Origin of the sequence: Burkholderia sp. BCC1977 (genome assembly GCF_905339595.1) — a bacterium.
GTDB lineage: Bacteria > Pseudomonadota > Gammaproteobacteria > Burkholderiales > Burkholderiaceae > Burkholderia.
The window spans coordinates 1-21,236 of record NZ_CAJPGQ010000021.1; the positions used below are offsets into that span (position 1 = coordinate 1).

A 21,236-nucleotide genomic window follows, 5' to 3' on the forward strand; every position below is an offset into this window, starting at 1 on the left:
GCAACTCTGAAGCCCGCGCGGCGTTTCCTACCGTGTTCTACCCATGCGCTTCGGCGGGCATTACTACTATAAGCCGGGCGCGTGCGGGACCAGAATGTCCGAAGGAGCATCGCCGCATTCCGGATGTGACGTAGGAGGAACTGCCATGAGACGCGTCTACTTTCTGTTGCCGACCGCGCAATGCGCGCAGTCGATCATCGGTGAACTGCTGTCGCTGCGCATCGAGTGGCGACATATCCATTGCCTCGCGAATCACGATGTCATGCGCGACGGCTTGCCGGAAGCCACGCTGGTGCAACGCAGCGACCTGCTGCCGTCGCTCGCGCGCGGCACCGCGGTCGGCTTCGGGACCGGGATGCTGCTGGGGCTGCTCGTCCTGGCGTTCCCGCCCGCGGGTTTGCAGATCGGCGGCGGCGTCGTCGTGGCGATCACGCTGTTCGGCGCGGCCTTCGGTGCATGGGTGGCGACGATGATCGGCGTCGACGTGCCGAGCACGCGCCTGAAGCGTTTCGAGGACGGCATCGAGCATGGCGAACTGCTGATGATGATCGACGTGCCGACCGACCGCGTTCACGAGATCGAAGACGCGATCAAGCGTCACCATACGGATGCCCATCTCCAGGGAGAAGATCCGACCATCCCGGCATTTCCGTGAGCCGCCGGCGGGCCGAAAGCCGCCGGATACGCGTTGCCGGACGTCATCGCTTCATGACGCCGGGCGACGCAGCGTGCGCGCGATGCCGGCGGCGTCGGCGCGTGCAGGCCGCCGCGTGTCGTCGTGTGTCGTCTCAACCCGAGGCGCGAAGCCGCTTGTAGCGCGCGAGCACACGCGGCACGTATTCGCGCGTCTGCGGCAGCGACGGGATGCGATAGCCGGCCCGGATCACCGCGTTCTCTCCCGCATTGTAGGCAGCAAGCGTGAGCTCGACGTTCTCCTTGAACAGGTCGAGCAGGAAGCGCAGATACCGTGCGCCGGTCAGCACGTTGTCACGCGGATCGAACATGTCGCCGCCCGAGAAGCGCCGCGCCGTTTCCGGCATCAACTGCATGAGCCCGAGCGCGCCTTTGCCCGATACCGCCTTCGGGTTGTATCCCGATTCGACGTCGATGACCGCGCGAAGGAGTTCGGGCGGAACATTGAACGCGTGACTCGCCTCGGCAATCACGTCGGCGAACGACGACGGCGCGACAGCCGGTCTCGGCGCGGCATGCTTCGTCGCGGGTTGGGCCGGCCCGGCGGCCGCGACGATCACTTTCAGATTGGCGGTGCCGGGCTCGTTGGTCAGGACGATGACGCCATTGCTCGCCACCGTGCCGAATATCTGCGCGTGGGCGGCGCACGACCATGCCGAGCCGATTCCCACGCATGCGGCAACGATGACTTTTGCAAATCCGGATGAAGGGTGGCGGTGCATCTTTCTGGCCTCCTGCATTTGCATTGTCGTGGCCGGGCCGTCGCATCGACAATGGGGCACCCTCCTACACTTCGACGCCTGAAACGGCGCCCGCCGGCAACGCTGCAAGTCTGTTACACAAGTATTCGGCAGTAACGGTCGGTAATCGGTCGAAGTTGACGATCCTTACGCCGGGCAGTTGTTTTCTGCTCAAGGCGATCGTTGCGGTAGAAGAAGTGTTTTCGCGCGTTGCAAAAGCGATCGGAATCTCCGCCATCCGTAGTCGCACGGATGCCGCGCACGACCTCCAGACGATTCAACCCTGAAACACATCTCGCTGCCGCGCGACGTTTCCGCAGCGGGATGCGTGGCGCGGGTGCCGAGCGCGGTGCGGTGGCGCGATTCTTGCCTTGACGACGAGCGTGGCCAATCACTCGCGGGATAGCGGCCACGAGACCGGACAAGGGGAAGCATTGGCGAATGCGTCCGGCGCCGTGCAACGACACGTCGATGTCCAGCACGGTACAAGCGCGGGATTACCTGGGGGAAAGTCGTGAATGCCAAATATCGTGTGATCGTTGCAGAGGATCACGATCTGCTGAGAAACGGGCTCCGGTCGATGCTTTGTGCACAGGGCGATTACGAGGTCGTCGGCGAAGCGCGGGACGGCAAGGAGGCGTGCCATCAGGCAATGACGCTCGCGCCGGATCTGATCCTGATGGATCTGTCGATGCGCGGGATGAACGGCATCGATGCGAGCGCAACGATCAAGCGCAGGACGCCAACCATCCGGATCGTCGTGCTGACGGTGCACCAAAGCGAAGAATACGTGCGCGAGGCACTGCGCGCGGGCGTCGACGGCTACGTGCTCAAGGACGTTTCGTTTGACGAATTGCTGCTCGCGATGCGCATGGTCATGCAGGGAAAGAAGCACCTGAGTGCCGACGTGTACGGCTACATGGTCGACTCGTTCGTGAGCGGCCGCGAAATGCCCGCGCCGAAGAAGGCCTGGGACATCCTGACCGCGCGCGAACGCAGCGTGCTGAAGCTGATCGCGGAAGGTCGCACCAACCGGCAGGTCGGTCAGTACCTGAACCTGAGCCCGAAGACGATCGAGAAGTATCGGGCGAGCATGATGCACAAGCTCCATCTCGCGAATCTGACGGAACTGGTGCTCGTCGCGATGAACATGGGTCTGTTGACCACGCTCGCGGCGAAATGCGCGGAGCCGAACGCGGACGACGTGCCGACGCACCCGATCGTCGACGGCGGGCTGGCGGCGGACGTCGTCGCGCGGCTCGACGACTATCCGGCGGGCAGCGCGAAGCGCTGAACGGCGGCTGCACGTCAAAGCGGCCAGGTTGCCGAGACGCACGTACCTGTCGTGGCGGACGAGCGGATCGCAAACGTGCCGCCGTGCGACTCGATGCGGTGCTGCATGCCGATCAGCCCGAGCCCTGCCGCGCGCGCGTCGTCCGTCGCAAGCGGGTGACGCTCGTAGCCGACGCCGTTGTCGTCGATCGTCAGCAGCAGACCGCCCGCATCGTGTCGCAGGCCGAGCACGATCCCGGTGGCCTGCGCATGCTTGACGATGTTGTGGAGCGCCTCCTGAGCGACCCGGAACATGTCCGCCTTCAGATGATCGGGTATGTCGTCGTCGTCGACGTCGCAATTGAACTCGACCGACAGCTGGTGCGCGTCGCGCTCGATGCGCCGGCACAGCGAGGCGAGTGCGGCGGGCAGTCCGAGCTTGTCGAGCATCGGCGGCCTCAGTTCGCCGCAGATCTGGCGGACTTCGCCGATCGTCTCGCGAATCCGCAACACGGCCTCGTCGAGCAGATTCGTCGCGTCGGCGATATCGCCGCGGCGAATGCGCATGAGCGCGTCCTCATTCATCAGCTTGATGAGCGTCAGCGCCTGGCCGAGCCCGTCGTGCAGTTCCGCGGCAAGCCGATGTCGTTCCTTCTGCTGACCGATCAGCAGATACGTGTCGCGGGCATGCATGCCTGCATCGTTTGCCGCCGTGCCGCGCCGTTCGGGTTCGGGAGCCGGCGGTTCTTCGAACAACGTCAGCGACAGACGTGTGCCGGGAAGTGCCTGCTGATGTACGACGAATTGCACGGGATGGCCGCTGCGCCCGCTGAGCAGCGCGGCAAACGAATGTTGCTGAAGGGCGATGCTCTTCGACAGTTCGTCCGCCAGCTCGGCGTGAACTTCGTCGGGCGCCAGGTCGAACAGGTGCCGGCGGACGAGTTCGGCGGTGGTGTACCCGAACAGCGCCGCGGCGCTGCGATTGGCCGATACGAAGGTTCCGTCGTCGGCGAGAATGGCAAGCGCCGCGCCACGTGCATCGGTGACGATACCGGTGCGGCGATCGTCCGGACGCACCGCGCTGCGCAGCTTGCGCATCGCATCGATCAGATCGAGCAGCCTGATCCGCGGTCCTTCGGGCTGGCGTTCAATCATGGTAGCTCCCGACGCACGATTTTCAGGAAAACGTAAGGTTTGGATCATTCTAGGACGTGACCTTGCCCGGCTGCAACATGGGGATTGCGCGTGTCCGGCATAGGGAGATACCTGCCACATGCAGCGGGGCATTCCCGCCAAGCGGGCATGTCCTACCGGCCTTTGGGGGGCGTCATCCCATGACGCTCGCGATCAAATTCATGACACTGCATTGACAGGGCACGGAATCGTCCGCTGCCTGGGCTCGTGTCACGGAGGCCGGTATGAACAGGATCGCCAGATCGACGATGGGCGCATTCGTGGTCGCGGGCGTCGCATTTGTCGCGACGCCTGCATGGTGTGCGCCCGATGGCAGCATGCTCGAGAACGCCGGCGGTGCAGCCGCCGAAAACGCCGCCGCGAACCCGAGCGTCACGGAGAACGCCGCGCCGGATGGCACCGGGAGCGTGATGGGAAACGACATGCAACACGGTGTCGGCAATCCCGTCAAGAACGCTGCCGACGACGCTGACGGGCATGCCGCCGATAGCGCCGCGATGCACGCCGCCGAGCCCGCGATGCAGCCCGCCGTGGAGCAGGCGATGGAGCCTGCCGCCGAGCCCGCGATGCAGCCCGCCGCGGAGCAGGCGGCGGAGCCCGCTGCCGAGCCCGCGACGGAGCCCGCCGCGCAGCCCGCCACGGGAAGCCCCGCAGCGCCCGTGCCGGCCGCACCTGCCGGCAAGCCGGCGGACAAGGCCGAATCACAGATGACCGAGGGCGCGACCGGCGCCGCCGGCATGCACATGCACATGCACCACGCCGTCATGCCGGGCACCGTGCACACGATGGTCCGGTACGTGGTGCCGCCGGTCCAGCTCGTGCGCGACGACGGTCAGGCCGTCTCGCTGGCCAAGGAACTCGACGACGGCCGGCCGGTGATCCTGACGTTCATCTATACCAGTTGCACGACCATCTGCCCGATGATCAGCCAGACGCTCGAGCAGCTGCAGGGCGAACTCGGCGCCGACCGCGACAAGGTGCACATCATGTCGATCTCGATCGATCCGGAGGCGGACACGCCCGAGCGGCTCAGGACCTATGCGGCACGCTTCGGCGCCGGCCCCGAATGGCAGCACTACACCGGCACGGTCGATGCGAGCGTCGCGGCGCAGCACGCCTTCAACGTGTTTCGCGGCGACAAGATGAACCACACGCCGGTGACGTTCGTGCGGGCCGCGCCGGGCCAGCCGTGGTTGCGTATCGACGGCTTCGCGACGCCGACCGAGCTGCTCGCCGCCTATCGCGACGTCGTTGCGTCCAACTAGGTGCCACGTCTCTGAAAGGAGCGTCGAAATTGGACACCAAGCACCGTGTGCTGATCGTCGAGGACCAGCATCTGTTGCGAGTCGGCCTGAGTCACCTGGTTTCCGAGTTGGCCGACTACTGCATCGTCGGCGCTGCGAGCGGCGGGTTCGAGGCCTGCCGTCTCGCCGAGAAGACGCGGCCCGACCTGATCCTGATGGATCTGTCCATGCCGGGCGGCAGCGGCTTCGACGCGATCGCGACGATCAAGCGCGACGTGCCGCAGACGCGGATCATCGTCCTCACGGTTCATCGCAGCGAAGACAACGTCAGGGAAGCGTTTGCCGCCGGCGCGGACGGGTACGTGGTCAAGGATTCGCCGTTCGCCGACCTGGTGCGCGAGATGCGCTTCGTGATGCAGGGCAAGTGCGTGGTCAGCCTCGATGCGTATCGGGCCCGCGCCAACCTGCACGGGCTCCACGGGTTGCACGACGCGAACGCGCACAAGGCGCGCTTGTGGAGCGCGCTGACGAATCGCGAGCGCACGGTGTTGCGGCTGGTCGTCGAGGGGCACACGAGCCGGCAGGTCGGCGAGTGCCTGCAGGTCAGTCCGAAAACGGTGGACAAGCACCGTGCCAATCTCATGCGCAAGCTCGGCGTCGCGAATCTGACCGGCCTCGTTCACTTCGCGATCGACGTCGGCGTGCTCACGCTGAACGACGACGACTGTGTGTGAACACCCTCCATTGGGGCATGGCCCAACAGGGGGGGATTTACCCATGGGGATGGACGGCACTCCCTACTTCTTCCCCCTACCGACGTGAACAAGAATGCAATCAACGGCATCGGCAGTGCCGACGCCGCGGGTCGATACAGGGAGGGCGCCGTGAGCCACGAATCGTTCTCGATCCCGGCCGGTGGGCCGGGCCAGCGGCAGCGTGACGAACGGCATGTGTGCCGGGCGTGCGCGAGTCGCGGCTTCACGCTGCTCGAACTGCTGGTCGTGATGGTCATCATCGGGTTGCTGGCAGGGCTCGTGGCACCACGGTATTTCGATCAGGTCGGCAAGTCCAACGTGAAGATCGCGCGTGCGCAGATCGTGTCGCTCGGCCAGGCGCTGGATCAATACCGGCTCGACGTCGGTGTCTATCCGACCACCGAGGAGGGGCTGGATGCGCTCGTGAACAAGCCGCAAAGCGCATCGCGGTGGAGTGGTCCCTATCTGCAGAAAGCCGTTCCGGTGGATCCGTGGGATCGGCCCTATCAGTATCGTTCACCGGGCGAGCACGGCGACTACGACCTGTTTTCGCTCGGCAAGGACGGACGCGGCAGCGGTACGGGCGAGAACGTGACGATCTCGTCGTGGTAGGGGCGCGCGGCCGCGCGCCGCCGCGCGTTTGGTGAGCAGTCCGCAAGGAGAGTCGACGTGAAATTCGTGCTGCGTGTATTCGATACGAGTGGCTCGGTGCAGACGCTTCGCATCGACAGCGATTCGCCGGCGAGCGCGGCATCGCTCGCGCGCGCACGGGGCCTTCGCGTCGTATCGGTCAGCTCGGACGCCGGGCGGCAGCGGCGCGGCGCGAAACGACTCGGGATGCCGGGCGCGCGGTTCGACGTCGACATGTTCGCGCGCGAGCTGGCGGCGCTGCTCGATGCGGGTGTCGGCCTCGTCGATGCCTTGCGCACGCTCGGCGGCAGCGCGCGGCGCGAAGCGTCCGCACAGGTGTGTCACGACCTGCTGCGGCACCTCGAGGAAGGGCAGTCGCTGTCTGCGGCGCTCGAACTCGCGAGCCCGATCTTTCCGCCGGTGCTGGTGGCGTGCGTGAAGGCGAGCGAGCAGACCGGCGGCCTGGCCGACAGCCTGACGCGCTATTCGCTCAACAGCGCGACGCTGCGCGAGTTGCGCGCGCGGGTCGTGTCGGCGGCGATCTACCCGACGGTGCTGCTGTTCGTCGGCGCGGCCGTCGTGCTGTTCCTGCTCGGCTTCGTGGTGCCGCGCTTCGCGACGCTGCTCGAACACAGCGGGCGCGAACTGCCGCTGATGTCGCGGCTGCTGATGGCGTGGGGCGGCATGGTGCATGCGCACGGCGCCGAGCTGGCCGGGTGCCTCGCGGTGCTGGCGGTGGCCACCGGTGTCGCGCTGCGGCGTCCGGCGCTGCGGATCTGGCTCGCCGATCGTCTGCTGGCGCTGCCCGGCATCGGGCAACACTTCCGCGTGTTTCGCCAGTCGCAGTTCTATCGCACGACCGCGATGCTGGTCGACGGCGGAATTCCCGCCATCCGCGCGTTCGACCTCGCGCGCGGCCTGGTCGGCCGCGCGGACCAGGCCGCGCTCGCGGGCGCGCTGCAGCAGGTCCGCAACGGCGCGAAGATGTCCGATGCGTTCCAGCAGGCCGGGCTTGCGAACGCGATCGGCTACCGCCTGTTGACGGTGGCCGAGAAGACCGGCGGGCTCGGGTCCGTCCTCGACCGGATCGCCGCGTTTCAGGAAGCACAGGTGTCGCGCACGATCGACCTGATTTCGCGATTGATCGAGCCCGCGATGATGATCGTGATCGGTGTCGTGATCGGCGGAATCGTCGTGTTGATGTACATGCCGATCTTCGAGATCGCGTCGAGCATTCAGTAGACCGTCCTGGAGACGCGCGTGGACACCGTCACCTCCTCCCCCGACCTCCATCCCGACCCGGATGCCGACCTGCGTGACCTCCTGCGTACGCTCGGCGAGCGGCACGGTTCCGGCATTCGCGCACTCGAGGCGTTGACGGCGCAGACGGCGCTGGGCGCGGACGAGATGCGCGAGCGGCTCGCCGCGCAGTTCCGGATGAAGCCGATCGGCATACGCGAGCTGAATCGCCTGGAGCCGGATTTCGAGCTGGTGCCGTTCGTCGAGGCGTCGTCGCGCCTCTGCGTGTGCCTGCGCGATCCCGAGCGCGGCACGGTGCTGTTCGCGATCGCCGATCCGCTCGATGCCCGCACGCGCGGCTGGGTCGAGCACCGGATGCGTGCGCACCCGGCGCTGCCGTACGGCTGGGCGCTCGCGAGCGCGGGCGACCTGGGCGCCTATCTCGCCGTGCGCGAGAAGGACATCCGCGCGATGGATTCGCTCGCGTTCGACGATCCGATCCAGAGTGCGCCCGATCCGGCGTCGCTCGCATTGACGCTGCAGGGCATCAGCAGCGACGACAGCCCGGTGGTGCGCCTGCTCAATTCGACGATCTACGACGCGCTCAAGATGCTGGCGAGCGACATCCACCTCGAATGCCGGGCGAACGGATTGATGATCAAGTGCCGGGTCGACGGCGTGCTGACGGTGGTGGGGCGCGTGGAGGGCCGCGACGTCGCGGATCAGGTGCTGTCGCGCGTGAAGGTGATTTCCGAGCTCGATATCGCGGAGCGCCGCATTCCGCAGGACGGGCGCTTCAAGGCGATGTACGCCGGACGCGAGATCGACTTTCGCGTATCGATCATGCCGAACCAGTTCGGCGAGGACGCGGTGTTGCGGATTCTCGACCGCTACCAGCTGTCCCAGGCGTCGGGCGGCCTGACGCTCGAGGCGCTGGGGTTCCAGCCCGCCGACACGCGCTTCATGCGGTCGGTCGCATCGATGCCGTACGGCATGCTGCTCGTCACGGGCCCGACCGGCAGCGGCAAGACCACGACGCTTTACGCAATCCTCACTGAAATCAACAACGGGCTCGAGAAGATCGTGACGATCGAGGATCCGGTCGAATACCAGCTGGGCGAGATCCTGCAGATTCCGGTCAACGAGGCGAAGGGCCTGACGTTCGCGCGCGGATTGCGGTCGATCCTGCGGCACGACCCGGACAAGATCATGGTCGGCGAAATCCGCGATCCCGAAACCGCGCAGATCGCCGTGCAGGCCGCGCTGACCGGCCATCAGGTGTTCACCACCGTGCACGCGAACAACGTGTTCGACGTGATCGGCCGCTTCACGAACATGGAGGTCGATCCGTACAGCTTCGTGTCGGCGCTCAACGGCGTGATCGCGCAGCGGCTGTTGCGCCAGTGCTGTCCGGACTGCCTGGACGAGGACACGGTCGACGCGGATGCGCTCGCCCGCTCGGGCATCGACCCGAATACGGCCGGCAGCTACCTGTTTCGCCGCGGTACCGGGTGTGCGATGTGCCGCGGCAGCGGCTATCGCGGACGGCGTGCGATCGCGGAGGCGCTGCGCATGAACGACGAACTGCGGCAACTGCTATCGGAGCGCGCGCCGCTCGGGCACATCAAGGCGGCGGCGCTGCGCTACGGCATGACGACGTTGCGGGCGTCGGCGATCGAGCTGGTGAGGCGCGGCGAAACGACGCTCGAGGAGATCAATCGTGTCACCATGGTCGAATAATCGGCTGGCGATCGGCGTCGGAACGCGCGAGATCGTCGTCGGCATCCGCCCGCCCGCACTGTGGCGGCCGGGCCGGCGTGGATTCGTCGCCGATCCGCTCAGCGTCGTCATTCCCGACGAATGCTTCGGCATCGAGACGGGCGTGCTCGATGCGCTGCGTGCCGCGCTTGCCGCGACGCCCGGGATCGACGGCGGCGCGAAGCGGCCGCAAGCGCGCGGCGCGAGCATCGTGCTCGACGATTTCTGGTGTTGTCACGCGATCTTGCGCGGCGACTTCCGCGCGCTGCACGCACGCGAACTCGAGGAAATCGCACTCGCGCATTTCTCGGACACGTATGGGGTCGCCACCGAGTCGCTGGTCACGCGCTTCCACGTGCGGCATGGCGGTCGCGCGCTTTTTGCAAGCGCGTTGCCGCGCACGCTGTACGACGGGATTCACGAGACGGGCGCATCCGGCGATGTCCGCATCCGCTGCCTTCGCGCGGGGCTTCCGGAGACGCTGAATCGCGTCGCGGCGAAGATCGACGGCGATGCGATGCTGCTCGTCGTCGGCGAGGCGTTGATGCAGGCGGTCATGATCGAGCGTGGCGAGTGGGCCGCGTACGATGCGCAGCGCCTCTTTCCGGGCGAGTCCGGCGATGCGTCGCGGCTCGCCGAGCTCGCCGAGCAACTGTTCGAGCGCTCGGCGACGCGCGCGGGCCTGAAGCGCGATGACTGCAACGTCTATCTGTCCGGCGTCGACACCGACACAGCGCCGTTCGAGGCACGCTTTGCCGCGGCCGTCCTGCCGGAGCGCGCGGCGCTCGACGGCTCGCCGGCGCGCCGGTTGCTGGAGTACGCGTCATGATCCGCACGCTCGACATCGATTTTTGCCGGCGCCGCGCCCGCATCGGCACGAGCGGGGCGGTCCTGCTCGGCATCGCCGTGCTGGTGTGGGGCGTGTGCGCCGTCCGGCTCTGGCATGCGTATGCGGAAAACGATCGCGTCAGGGAGCGTCTGGCGGTCGTCCAGCATCGCATGCTCGCGCAGCAACACGTCGCGAAGCCGCCGCCGACCGCGGCTGCCCGGCTGGCGGAAAAGCAGAGCCAGGCCGTGCTGCGCGAATTGACCGTGCCATGGCAGACGCTGTTCTCGATCGTCGAGGACTATCCGGGCCATGACGTCGCACTGATCGGCATCGACCAGAACCCCGCACAGGGCCAGATTCGCATCACGGCCGAAGCGAAGGACCCGGACGCGATGATCGCGTACCTGAAGTACTTGCAGACGAGCGTCGTGCTGCGCGAGGCGACGCTCAACGGTCATCTCGTCGAGGACAACGTGGCGGGCAAGCCGGTGCGTTTCCAGATCACGGCCGTCTGGAGGACATCATGAAAGCCGATGGTTTGGCGGACCGCCTGCTCACGCTTCGCTTCGCGTGGCGACGCGCATTCGGTCTGCCGGGGCTCGCCGGGATACTGATGCTCGGCGCCGCCGGCATCACGTACGCGGCGCTCGCCGGCGTGGAGTCCGACACGCGCGCGATGCAGGCGCCGGCCGGCGCGGTGCGGGCCGCACGCGGCCATCGTCCGGCCGACGCACACGGCGCGGCGGTGGACGCGACGACGCTCGACACGTTGCCGACGCTCTTTCCGCGTTTTTCGCAAAGCGCGGACGACATCGCGTCGATCTTCGAGCAGGCCCGCGACAGCCATCTGACACTCGGGTCCGCCGAATATCAGGTGACGACCGAGTCGGGTGCGCGCTTCGCGCGCTATCAGGTGTTGTTGCCCGTGAAGGATCAGTACGGCGCGATCCGGCATTTTCTCGCATCGGTGCTGAATAACGTGCCGAACGCGGCGCTGCAGGAAATCCACGTCGAGCGTCCGGCGGTGGGCAGCAGCATTCTCGATGCGCGGGTGCGTTTCGAACTCGTCTATCGGAGCGCCCAGCCATGATCTCCGCCGCCTTGAAGCCCGCTTCGCGCCATCGACTCGCACTCGCGCTGGGTTGCCTCGTCGTCGCCGGCGCCGGATATCGCGTGATGGTGGCGGCGATGCAGCAGCCGGCACCGGCTGCTGCAAGCGTCGTCGCCCATCGCGACGGCGCGCGTGTGGCGCCCGCGCCGGCGCGCGCGCGTGTCGCACCGGCCTCGCATGCCGCGGCGCCCGTGCCCGCGTCGCATGAAGCGGCGGCGACCCCACGGGAAAAGCTCGCCGCATTGCGTGCGCCCGTGTCCGTCGAAGCCGCACACGATCCGTTCACGGCGTCGTCGTGGCTGCCGCCGCCTCCCGTCGTGCCGCCACCGCCCGAAACGCGTCCGGCGCCGCCGACCGCGCCGCCGGTGCCGTTCGTCTATCTCGGCCAGCAGGATGCCAAGTCGGCGAAGCCGCACGTGTTTCTCGGCAACGGAGATCAGTTGCTGATCGTTTCGCCGGGCGATGTGATCGATAGCCAGTATCGGGTCGAGTCGGTGTCCGAGTCGAACGTGGTGCTCACCTATCTGCCGCTGAACCAGATCCAGACGGTGCTCATTCCAGTGGAAGGAAAGTAAATGGAAACCATACTTACACGGGATGCGCGCCGCAATGGGGATGGCGGCCGGTCGACACGCCTTTGCTCCGTCACCCCGGCCGATGCGCGACCGGCACCGGCGACCCGGTGCGCGACGAAACGCGCGCTGGCGATCGCCGTGGCGCTGCTCGCATGCGGCGGCTGCGCGCATGTGCCGAACCTTCACGACGATCCGACCAACGCGCAGGTGAAGATCGACGCATTGCACGAGCGCAACGACGCGGTCGACCAGTTGCTCGACAACGCCGACACGTTTCGCCAGCAGAATGCGTTCGACGACGCGGCGCGCTCCGTCTACATGGCGAAGCAGCTCGATCCGACCAGCGAGCGCGCGCGCCGGATCGGCACGATGATCGACCAGGACCGCAAGCATCTCGCGATCCTGCAGGAAGCGGACCGCATGATGAAGCGCGGGTCGTATGCGCAGGCGGCCGAACGCGTGCATCGCGTGCTGGTCGAGGATCCGGCCAATACGATGGCGATGCGGATGCAGGCGGAACTCGACGAAAAGCGCCGCCAGCAACACGCGGAGCGCGACGACAAGCTCGCGGCGTCGTCGATCATGCGCACGCCGGTGTCGCTGCAGTTCCGCGACGCGAACGTGCGGATGGTGTTCGAGGCCTTGTCGCGGACGTCCGGGCTGAACGTCATCTTCGATCGCGACGTGCGCGCCGACCTGAAGACGACGATCTTCGTGCAGAACGCGTCGCTGCAGGACACGGTCGACATGATCCTGTTGCAGAACCAGCTCGACAAGAAGCAGATGAACGCGAACACGCTGTTCATCTACCCGGCGACACCGGCCAAGGAGCTCGAATACCAGGAGCTCAAGGTGCGCACCTTCCAGTTGTCGAACGTCGACGCGAAGCAGATCCAGTCGCTGCTGAAGAGCCTGTTGAAGGTGAAGGAGGCCGTGATCGACGAGCGCGCGAACACGGTGACGATCCGCGGCACGCCGGACATGATCAAGGTCGCCGAGGAGATGATTGCGGCCCAGGACTTGCCGGAGCCGGAGGTGATGCTCGAGGTCGAGGTGCTGGAGGTATCGCATGACCGGATGTCGCAGCTGGGCATCAACTGGCCCAACTCGTTTACGGTCTCGACGCCGAACTCGGCCGATACCTGGGGCGTGCTGCATCATCTGCCGGTCAATGCGCTGAACGTCAGCGGCCTGTCGGCCACCGCGGACTTCAAGCTGACCGACACCGACGCGAATCTGCTCGCGAGCCCGCGCATTCGCGCGCGCAACAAGGAGAAGGCGCGCATCATGATCGGCGACAAGGTGCCGGTGATTTCGAGTTCGAGCACGCCGAGCACCAGCGGCCCGTCGTTTACGCAGATGATCCAGTACCTCGACGTGGGCATCAAGCTCGAGGTCGAGCCGCAGGTCTATCGCGACGGCGACGTCGGCATCAAGCTGAATCTTGAAGTCAGCAACATCACCAACACGATCTCGAGCGGCAACTCGCAGGGGCTGAGCTCGCTCGCGTATCAGATCGGCACGCGCAGCGCGTCGACCAGCCTGCGGCTTCGGGACGGCGAAACGCAGATCATGGGCGGCCTGATTTCGGACGAGGACCGCCGCAATGCGAACAAGGTCCCGGGTCTCGGCCAGTTGCCGGTGCTCGGCCGCCTGTTCTCGGATCACGGCGGCGATCACAAGAAGACCGAGATCGTGCTGCAGATCACGCCGCATGTCGTCCGGCCGCAGGTTGCGGCGGACGCGGACACGCAGGAAGTGTGGTCGGGCACCGACGTCAACGTGCACGCCGACCAGCTGCGGCTCGATCCGGTTGCTCTGAACGCGGAGGGGCCAGCGGCGCCCGCGGCCGCGGAGGCGCCCGCGGCGCCGGAGGCGAAGGCCGTTCCGGGCAGTGTGGGCGGCGGGACGTCGGGCGGTGCGGCGTCGCCGCCATTGGAGGCCGCGGCGAACCGCGCACAGCCGTCGCCGGCCAGCGGCGCGTTCGGACGGATGCCGGCCGCACCGCGCACGACGCCGCCGCCCGAACCGTACGGCGGGCGGTTCTCGAGGCCGCAGCCGGCATTGCCCGCGCCGGCCGCCGGGTCCGCGGCGGCGGAGCAGCCGGCTGGCGGCGCCGGGCAGGCGGCCGCGCCGGCGGGCAATGAAGTGGCGCCCGCGCCGGGCACCACCGTGACGCCGGTTGCGTCGCCGGCGCCGGCCGAGCAGGCTGCCGCGACGGCCAATGCGCCGGCCGCCGCGCCGGCGGCGCCAGCCCCGACGCTGCAGATGCCGGCGGGCGACATTCCGAGCGAAAACCCGCTTCGCCCGGTCGGGAAGTGAGCCGTGGCGGCCCGCAACGCAGCGACGCGCGCCGGCCGCATCGGCCGGCGCGGCTTCACGTTGATCGAGATGGTCATCACGCTCGCACTCGTGTCGATCCTCGCGCTGGCGATCATGCCGTTCTCCGAACTGATCGTGCAGCGTCAGAAGGAGCAGGAGTTGAGCGCCGCGTTGCGTGAGATTCGCATGGCGCTCGATGCGTACAAGGACGCGAGCGATGCGGGGCAGATCGAAAAGGAGGCGGAAGCGTCTGGCTATCCGCCGTCGCTGGCCGTGCTCGTGACGGGCGTGAAGAACGTCCGCGATCCGAAGGGCAGCATGGTGATGTTCCTGCGCCGGGTGCCACGCGATCCGTTCTTCACCGGCGATCCCGATACGCCGGCCGAGGACACCTGGGATGCGCGCGCGTACGGCACGCCGCCGGACCCGGCGGCCGACGCGGCGCCTGCCGGCATGGAGCCGGGCAAGGACGTGTTCGACGTGACCTCGAAATCCGCTCGCGTCGGCATCAACGGCATTCCGTACAAACAATGGTGACGGTTCATCATGAAACCCGCTCGCATGCGCAGGATCCGCGGCTTTACGCTGATCGAAATCGTGGTCGTGATGGCCATCATCGGACTGCTTCTGACGTTGGCCGTGCCGCGCTACATGCACAGCATCGAGCGCGGGAAGGAACAGGTGCGGCGCCAGAACCTCGCGGTGATGCGCAATGCGATCGACCAGTATTACGGTGACAACGGGCAATACCCCGAGACGCTCGACGAACTGGTCGCGAAGCACTATTTGCGTGCGGTTCCGGTCGATCCGGTGAACGGCGACGACAAATGGGCGACGATCGCATCGCCGGACGAGACCAAGCAGGGTGTCTACGACGTGGGGCCCGCGAGCAGTGCGCAAGGCGTGCCGCCGGTCGCGGGCGGAGCGGCGAAATGAGCCAAATGAGCCGGACCGGCCGGGCCGCGCGCGGGATCGCACGCACACGGGCGAGGCATTCCCGCCCGCGCGGCGGGCGGCAGCGCGGGCTCGTGCTGCTCGCGCTGCTGATCGCGCTGATGCTGATGTCGATCGCGCTGGCCGGCGCGCTGGATGTCTGGTCGCTGCAGCGGCGCCGCGAACAGGAGCGGCAACTGCTGTTCGTCGGCGATCAGTACCGCAGGGCCATTGTCGCGTACTACCGTGTCGGGCGCGCGTACCCGCAAACGGTCGACGACCTGCTGGACGATACGCGCTTTGCAACACCCATGCACCATCTGCGCCGCGCGTATCCGGATCCGGTCAGCGGAAAGAACGACTGGTCGTTTCTGTGGCGGGCCGACCGCTTCTACGGCGTATCCAGCAGCTCGGACGGCGCGACGATCAAACGCGCCGGATTCCCGCAGCGATACATGGACTTCGAGGGCGTCGAAACCTATCGGCAATGGAAGTTTCTTTACCTCGCACCGGGGCTGGCCGCGCCGGCTGACGAAGCGTCGCCGGCGGCGCCGGCGCGGCCGGCCAGTGCGCCGAGCCTGTCCGGGTTTCCGGGCGGCTCGCTGCCCGGAAAGGCGCCGGGCGGCCTGCATTGACGCGTGGCCGGCAACGCGCGACGCAAACCCCGCGCAAAAAAAGCGCGACGCCCGCAACGGGCATCGCGCGTAAAAACGGCGTGGAGCGCCGACGAATGAAACGTGAAGAAGAAAGGGACGCCCGGTCAGGGGCAGGGCGTCGCGCCGGCGGCGCTCGCCCCCGCGCGTCCGGTCAGGCCTTCGCGAGCTTGATGCTGGTCGGCTCGGCCGTCAGGTAGCCGACGCTGGCACCGAAGCGGTCCTTGTAGTTCGCGCGCACGAGCGGATCGAGCGTGGTCTTGACCTTGTCGTGCAGCGGCGACTCCCAGTCGCCCACGTGCTGGAAGTTGCTCATGATGTAGGTCCAGCCGTTGATCTCGTCGACCGCGTGCAGGCCGGTCGATTCAGCGCCGGCCGGGCACGACAGCACGCGTACCAGCGACTTCGTGTCGACGTTGTACGCCCACAGGAAGTTGTTCACGTGCATGCCCGAGTCTTCGCCGATGAAGAGCGTGCGCAACTTCTCGGAGAACTTCAGGTTGTCGGGGTTCGCGATCTTGTCCGGGTTCGCGAGGTTGCCGAGCGCATCGGCCGCGGCGAGGTCCTCGCCGACGAGCGCGGCCGGCGCGCCCATGTCGACCGGCACCCACTCGCTGTCGATCGCGCCGCCCGACGTGTCGCGCTGGCCGGCCTTCAGGTTCAGCGCGTAGACGGCGCCCGCGGCGATCTTCTTGTCCACCGCGACGTCGCGCGACACCGCATTGCCCTGGACCATCGACGTCTCGATCCGCGACATCGCCGTGTAGACGATCTTGTCCTTCGCGTTGACCGTCGTGCCTTCGAGCTTCGTGAACGCCATGCTGCCGCCGAGCAGCGCCGCGTAGCGGTGCGTCTCGAGGAACGCGGCCGCCTTTTCCATCCCGGGCTTCACGCGCATCCAGTTGAACTTGCCGCCGAAGTGGATCTTCGTGTAGCTCGCGTCGCTCGGGTCGGTCGTCGTCAGGTCCATGATGTCCGACGCCTTCAGCGTGTTCGCGAGCGTCTCGATCTCGCTGCTCGTCGCGTGGCCGATCCTGATCCACGTGAGCGTCGCGCTGCCCGCGCCGGCGGACGACGTCTGCGTCCACTTCGCGACGTACAGCGTGCCGGCCGACAGATCGGCCGCCTTGTCGGCGACGAACATGAACAGGCCGCCGTTGGTGGCGTCGTCACCCATCATCACGGTGCGCTGGTCCGGCATCACCTGGATCAGCTCGTGCGAGATGCGGCCGAGGCAGTAGTGCTTCTTCACCGTGCCGGTGCCGTCCGGGTTCACCGTGATCTCGGGCAGGTGGCCGTAGTGGTAGGGGTTCGCCTTCGTCTCGTCGCCGAACGTGTTCCTGCTGAATGCCTTGAACTGCGCGTCGGTCGCGGCCTTCGTCGCGTCCGGCTCGTATTCCTCGCTCGACAGGTGCGTGCCCCACGGCGACAGGCTCGCGCCGCAGGTGATCCACAGGCCGTGCGCCTTCGACGTGTCGACGTTGTGATACTTGACGACCTTCAGCGCGCCGTTGGACGGATCCTGGTCGAGCGTGATCACCGCGATCGGCGACGGCAGCTGGCCGTACTGCGACGCGCTCGCCTGGTCGCGCGTCGTGTATTCGAACTGCACGACCGCGAAGACCGTGTTGCCCTTCACGCCGGCGACGCTGGCGTTCTTCAGCGTCAGCAGCGAGCTGCCGTCCGGGCAGTCCGAATAGAACTGGCGCTCCTTGCCCGCCACCGAGCGGTCGATGATCGGCTGGTTGTTGATGTCGTAGTAGCCGCCCGCGAGCGTCGTGCCGCCCTTGCCGTCCGGCACCATGTCGCCCGTCACGAAGAACGGCCGGTACGCGAGCTTGAAGTTGCGCGACGAGCCGTCCGAGAACGACACCGACAGCGTCGAGCCGACCGTCGTCGTGGCCATCGCGGCCGCGTTGTCGAGCGTGGGCGCGGCCATCGCCGAGAACGCCGCCGACGTGTACGCGGCGGCGGCTGGCGTCGTCGCCGGATTGTCGTCGCCGCCGCAGCCCGTCAGCAGGGCCGGCAGCGCGAGGCCGGAGAGGGGCAGCATGGGCGCGCCGGCGAGGATCTTCAGGGCCTGACGACGGGAAGCATTGGGCAACGCGGGCATGTGGAGTCCAGTTTCAGGTATTGGAAGAATGGCGTTTCGCGAAGCAGGCGATCAGCAAGCAATGCGAAGGCAAGTTGAAAACTGGACCGAAGTGTAGGGATGCTCGATGAAAGTTTTTTGAATTGAAAACGTAATGATGTGTCGGGCGTCCGTCAGGCGGGCTGCCGGACGCCGGTCGCAAGCGTTTGCGCTCAGTCGCGCTCGGGCGTCGCCGAGATGCGGTGGATCGACAGGTCGGCACCGTCGAATTCGGCTTCGCGATCGAGGCGCAGGCCGACGGTCGCCTTCAGCGCGCCGTACACGAGCGTGCCGCCGGCGGTGGCGAGCGCGATGCCGCCGAGCGTGCCGATCAGCTGCGACACGAACGACACGCCGCCGAGGCCGCCGAGCGCGGGTTGCCCGAACACGCCGGCCGCGAGGCCGCCGAGCGCGCCGCACATCCCGTGCAGCGGCCACACGCCGAGCACGTCGTCGATGCGCCACTTGTTCTGCACGCAGGTGAACATCGCGACGAACAATGCGCCGGCCGCCGCGCCGGTGACGAGCGCACCGATCGGGTGCATCACGTCGGAACCCGCACAGACCGCGACGAGACCCGCGAGCGGGCCGTTGTACGTGAAGCCCGGATCGTTGCGGCCGGCCATCCACGCGGCGAGCGTGCCGCCGACCATCGCCATCAGCGAGTTCACGGCGACGAGGCCGCTGATCTTGTCGAGCGTCTGCGCGCTCATCACGTTGAAGCCGAACCAGCCGACCGCGAGCACCCACGCGCCGAGCGCGAGGAACGGAATGTTCGACGGCGGATGCGCGGCGATCCGGCCGTCCTTCGCATAGCGGCCGTGGCGTGCGCCGAGCAGCAGCACGGCCGGCAGCGCGACCCAGCCGCCGAACGCGTGCACGACGACCGAGCCCGCGAAATCGTGGAACGGCGCGCCGAACGCATGCGTGAGCCAGGCTTGCACGCCGAAGCGCTCGTTCCACGCGATCCCTTCGAAGAACGGATAGATGAAGCCGACGATGATCAGCGTCGCGACGAGTTGCGGATTGAATTTCGCGCGTTCGGCGATGCCGCCGGACACGATCGCCGGGATGGCCGCCGCGAACGTCAGCAGGAAGAAGAAGCGTACGAGCGCGTAGCCGCTGTGCTGCGACAGCGTGCCGATGTCGTCGAAGAACTCGACGCCGTACGCGATCGTGTAGCCGATGAAGAAGTACGCGAGCGTCGACACCGAGAAGTCGACCAGGATCTTCACGAGCGCGTTGACCTGGTTCTTCCTGCGGACCGTGCCGAGTTCGAGAAATGCGAAGCCCGCGTGCATCGCGAGCACCATGACGGCGCCGATCAACAGGAACAGTGTGTCGACGCCGGATTTCAGACCATCCATGCCGTGGCTTCCTTGCGCAAAAATCGGGCAAGGAACGCAAGTATCGAGCCAACTTGGTGAACGGCTGCGTGCAATTGGTGCGGAAGGCCGGGCGGCGCGGCATTCCGGTGACGCATGCACGGTGGCGGGGCAGGCCGCATGCGGTTCGGCGGCCGCGACGGGCGCACGGGCGTGGTGCGACGTGTGCGCAACTGGTGCGCGTGACGCGCGGCGCGGTGCGTCGTGGTGCGCCGCGATGCACCGGACTGGCGCGTCAGCGGCGCGCGAACAGCGCGCGTGGCCGCCGTAGCCGCGCCGCGCATACGGACCAGTAGGCGGCGACGGTCGAGAGCCCGAGCGCGGCGAACGCGAGCGCCGCGACGCCCGCGTGCGACTGGCCGTCGCCGTCGGGGCCGAGGATGCCTTGCGCGACGATCAGCGCGGCCGTCCAGAAGCCGATCACCGCTTGCACGAGCAGGCGTGCGCACGCCACGCGGCGCGGGCGCCCGGCAGCACGCAGGCGCGTCGCGGACGGGGAGCGAAGGCACAGGAACAGGGTGGCGGCGAGCACGGCGGCCAGCGCGATGAACCAGTCGATGAGGAAAGCCATGAAGAAGCGGGAAGCGGACCGAGCAGATTGAAGCCTGCCTACTTTAGTGCCGGCGCGCCCTCGATTGAATCAGACGAATCCGAAATTGAAAGGCATTTTTAATCGGGAGTCGTCATTGGCCTGGTTCCACAGGCGGTATCATCGACATCGGTCCAACCATTCAGGCCGCGCGGTGCACGGCCGGAGATTGCTGATGAAGATGAAGACTTGGCGGGCGCGACGCGTGCCCGGGTCCGTGCTGGCGGCCACGGCCGTCGGTGCGGTGCTGTTGCTCGCAGGCTGCGAGAAGTCCGGTACGCCGGTCACGCAACCCGATACGGCCGCGAGCGCGGCCGCCGATGCCGCGAACAACGCGGCCAAGGCGCTCGACCAGGTGGCGAGCTCCGTCAACCAGCAGATCAATGCCGCGAAGGCCGGCATCGCGAGCGCGGCATCGGCCGTGCCGCCGCTGTCCGCGAGCGGCCTCGCGTCCGCCGCGCAGGCGCAGATCGATGCGGCCGCTTCGGCGGTCGTCGCGCACGCGGCCTCCGAAGCCGGCGCGAAGATCGCGGAGGCTGGCAAGAAGCTCCAGCAGTGGAGCCAGCAGAACGCGTCGGGTGCGAAGCCGGCCAGCGGTGAGTAGCCGGCCCGCCGGCCCTTGCACAATCCGCAAAATGTAATTATAGTGGTTACACATTGTCGCCGGCTGCAGTTCGGGCCGGCGTCGTCGAGTGAGTGAGGAATGAATACCAGCAGCCGGTTCGCGTTTGCCGTTCACGTGCTCGCCTTGCTGTCGATGCAGGAGGGCGCGCCGTTGTCGTCCGACATCATCGCGGGCAGCGTGAACACGAATCCGGCGCTGATTCGCCGTCTGCTGTCGATGCTGGCGGCCGCGGGGCTGACCACGTCGCAGCTCGGCGCGGGCGGCGGGGCGCTGCTGGCGCGCGAGCCGGGCGAGATCACGCTGCTCGACGTGTATCGCGCGGTCGACGATGCGCAGCTGTTCGCGCTGCACCGCGAGGCGCCGAATCCCGCGTGTCTCGTCGGGCGGCACATCCAGGGTGTGCTGATCGACTATATCGGCGACGCGCAGCGCGCGATGGAAGCATCGCTTGCCACGCGCACGCTCGCCGATGTCACGGCCGACGTGCTCGAATCGGAGCAGCGCAGCCGGCCGGCGGGCAGTGCCGGCGGGTGAGCGCAGGCAACGGATGAGGCAGGG

General features: G+C 67.3%; 23 protein-coding genes. 17 read left to right on the forward strand and 6 right to left on the reverse strand.

What is annotated here, in order from left to right; genetic code table 11:
* The first annotated feature begins 145 nt into the window (after positions 1-145).
* Positions 146-655, forward strand: a complete 510-nt coding sequence (locus tag U5771_RS18405; RefSeq protein ID WP_322025292.1) for a DUF1269 domain-containing protein — start codon at positions 146-148, stop codon at positions 653-655.
* Between the two features lie 133 nt (positions 656-788).
* Here U5771_RS18405 and U5771_RS18410 read toward each other — a convergent pair whose 3' ends face one another.
* Together U5771_RS18410 and U5771_RS18415 are read right to left on the reverse strand one after the other, a co-directional pair.
* Positions 789-1,415, reverse strand: coding sequence for a lytic transglycosylase domain-containing protein (locus tag U5771_RS18410; protein WP_322025389.1), 627 nt, complete (start codon positions 1,413-1,415; stop codon positions 789-791).
* A 113-nt stretch (positions 1,416-1,528) separates the two neighbouring features.
* Positions 1,529-1,915 (reverse strand): hypothetical protein, encoded by a 387-nt coding sequence (locus U5771_RS18415; protein WP_322025293.1) that lies wholly within the window; start codon positions 1,913-1,915, stop codon positions 1,529-1,531.
* Positions 1,916-1,947: 32 nt separating this feature from the next.
* Here U5771_RS18415 and U5771_RS18420 point away from each other — a divergent pair, with 32 nt between their 5' ends.
* Entirely contained in the window at positions 1,948-2,727 is a 780-nt protein-coding gene (locus U5771_RS18420) for a response regulator transcription factor (protein WP_322025294.1), read from the forward strand.
* 14 nt (positions 2,728-2,741) lie between these two features.
* On the opposite strand, the gene U5771_RS18425 is transcribed toward U5771_RS18420, so the two are convergent.
* Positions 2,742-3,980 (reverse strand): histidine kinase, encoded by a 1,239-nt coding sequence (locus tag U5771_RS18425; protein WP_322025295.1) that lies wholly within the window; start codon positions 3,978-3,980, stop codon positions 2,742-2,744.
* A 626-nt stretch (positions 3,981-4,606) separates the two neighbouring features.
* Here U5771_RS18425 and U5771_RS18430 point away from each other — a divergent pair.
* From U5771_RS18430 to U5771_RS18490, 13 genes are all read left to right on the forward strand, one after another.
* A complete protein-coding gene (locus U5771_RS18430) occupies positions 4,607-5,164 on the forward strand; it encodes an SCO family protein (protein WP_415859416.1) in 558 nt (185 codons plus the stop codon).
* A 29-nt stretch (positions 5,165-5,193) separates the two neighbouring features.
* Positions 5,194-5,877, forward strand: coding sequence for a response regulator transcription factor (locus U5771_RS18435; RefSeq protein ID WP_322025296.1), 684 nt, complete (start codon positions 5,194-5,196; stop codon positions 5,875-5,877).
* Between the two features lie 216 nt (positions 5,878-6,093).
* A complete protein-coding gene (gene gspG / locus U5771_RS18440; RefSeq protein WP_322025391.1) occupies positions 6,094-6,510 on the forward strand; it encodes a type II secretion system major pseudopilin GspG in 417 nt (138 codons plus the stop codon).
* A gap of 57 nt (positions 6,511-6,567) precedes the next feature.
* Positions 6,568-7,770, forward strand: a complete 1,203-nt coding sequence (locus tag U5771_RS18445; protein ID WP_322025297.1) for a type II secretion system F family protein — start codon at positions 6,568-6,570, stop codon at positions 7,768-7,770.
* An 18-nt stretch (positions 7,771-7,788) separates the two neighbouring features.
* Positions 7,789-9,507 (forward strand): GspE/PulE family protein, encoded by a 1,719-nt coding sequence (locus U5771_RS18450; RefSeq protein WP_322025298.1) that lies wholly within the window; start codon positions 7,789-7,791, stop codon positions 9,505-9,507.
* Entirely contained in the window at positions 9,488-10,354 is an 867-nt protein-coding gene (locus tag U5771_RS18455) for a hypothetical protein (protein ID WP_322025299.1), read from the forward strand. Before U5771_RS18450 ends, U5771_RS18455 begins: the two co-directional genes overlap by 20 nt.
* Complete coding sequence (locus U5771_RS18460; protein ID WP_322025300.1) at positions 10,351-10,881, forward strand: hypothetical protein; 531 nt, start codon at positions 10,351-10,353, stop codon at positions 10,879-10,881. The genes U5771_RS18455 and U5771_RS18460 overlap by 4 nt, the downstream gene beginning before the upstream one ends.
* Entirely contained in the window at positions 10,878-11,444 is a 567-nt protein-coding gene (locus tag U5771_RS18465; protein ID WP_322025301.1) for a hypothetical protein, read from the forward strand. Before U5771_RS18460 ends, U5771_RS18465 begins: the two co-directional genes overlap by 4 nt.
* Positions 11,441-12,040, forward strand: a complete 600-nt coding sequence (locus U5771_RS18470; RefSeq protein WP_322025302.1) for a hypothetical protein — start codon at positions 11,441-11,443, stop codon at positions 12,038-12,040. The genes U5771_RS18465 and U5771_RS18470 overlap by 4 nt, the downstream gene beginning before the upstream one ends.
* Complete coding sequence (locus tag U5771_RS18475) at positions 12,041-14,362, forward strand: type IV pilus secretin PilQ (protein ID WP_322025303.1); 2,322 nt, start codon at positions 12,041-12,043, stop codon at positions 14,360-14,362.
* A 3-nt stretch (positions 14,363-14,365) separates the two neighbouring features.
* Positions 14,366-14,899 (forward strand): type II secretion system protein, encoded by a 534-nt coding sequence (locus U5771_RS18480; RefSeq protein WP_322025304.1) that lies wholly within the window; start codon positions 14,366-14,368, stop codon positions 14,897-14,899.
* Positions 14,900-14,908: 9 nt separating this feature from the next.
* Positions 14,909-15,298, forward strand: a complete 390-nt coding sequence (locus U5771_RS18485; RefSeq protein ID WP_322025305.1) for a type II secretion system protein — start codon at positions 14,909-14,911, stop codon at positions 15,296-15,298.
* 5 nt (positions 15,299-15,303) lie between these two features.
* Positions 15,304-15,930: a type II secretion system protein gene (locus U5771_RS18490; protein WP_322025392.1), complete on the forward strand. Its 627-nt coding sequence runs from the start codon at positions 15,304-15,306 to the stop codon at positions 15,928-15,930.
* 172 nt (positions 15,931-16,102) lie between these two features.
* On the opposite strand, the gene U5771_RS18495 is transcribed toward U5771_RS18490, so the two are convergent.
* The 3 genes from U5771_RS18495 to U5771_RS18505 form a co-directional block, all read right to left on the reverse strand.
* Positions 16,103-18,061, reverse strand: a complete 1,959-nt coding sequence (locus U5771_RS18495) for a PhoX family protein (RefSeq protein ID WP_322025306.1) — start codon at positions 18,059-18,061, stop codon at positions 16,103-16,105.
* A gap of 191 nt (positions 18,062-18,252) precedes the next feature.
* Positions 18,253-19,446 (reverse strand): ammonium transporter, encoded by a 1,194-nt coding sequence (locus U5771_RS18500; RefSeq protein WP_322025307.1) that lies wholly within the window; start codon positions 19,444-19,446, stop codon positions 18,253-18,255.
* Positions 19,447-19,699: 253 nt separating this feature from the next.
* A complete protein-coding gene (locus tag U5771_RS18505) occupies positions 19,700-20,035 on the reverse strand; it encodes a hypothetical protein (protein ID WP_322025308.1) in 336 nt (111 codons plus the stop codon).
* Positions 20,036-20,228: 193 nt separating this feature from the next.
* Here U5771_RS18505 and U5771_RS18510 point away from each other — a divergent pair, with 193 nt between their 5' ends.
* Positions 20,229-20,657, forward strand: coding sequence for a hypothetical protein (locus U5771_RS18510; protein WP_322025309.1), 429 nt, complete (start codon positions 20,229-20,231; stop codon positions 20,655-20,657).
* Between the two features lie 99 nt (positions 20,658-20,756).
* Positions 20,757-21,212, forward strand: a complete 456-nt coding sequence (locus U5771_RS18515; protein ID WP_059603397.1) for an Rrf2 family transcriptional regulator — start codon at positions 20,757-20,759, stop codon at positions 21,210-21,212.
* Positions 21,213-21,236: the final 24 nt, after the last annotated feature.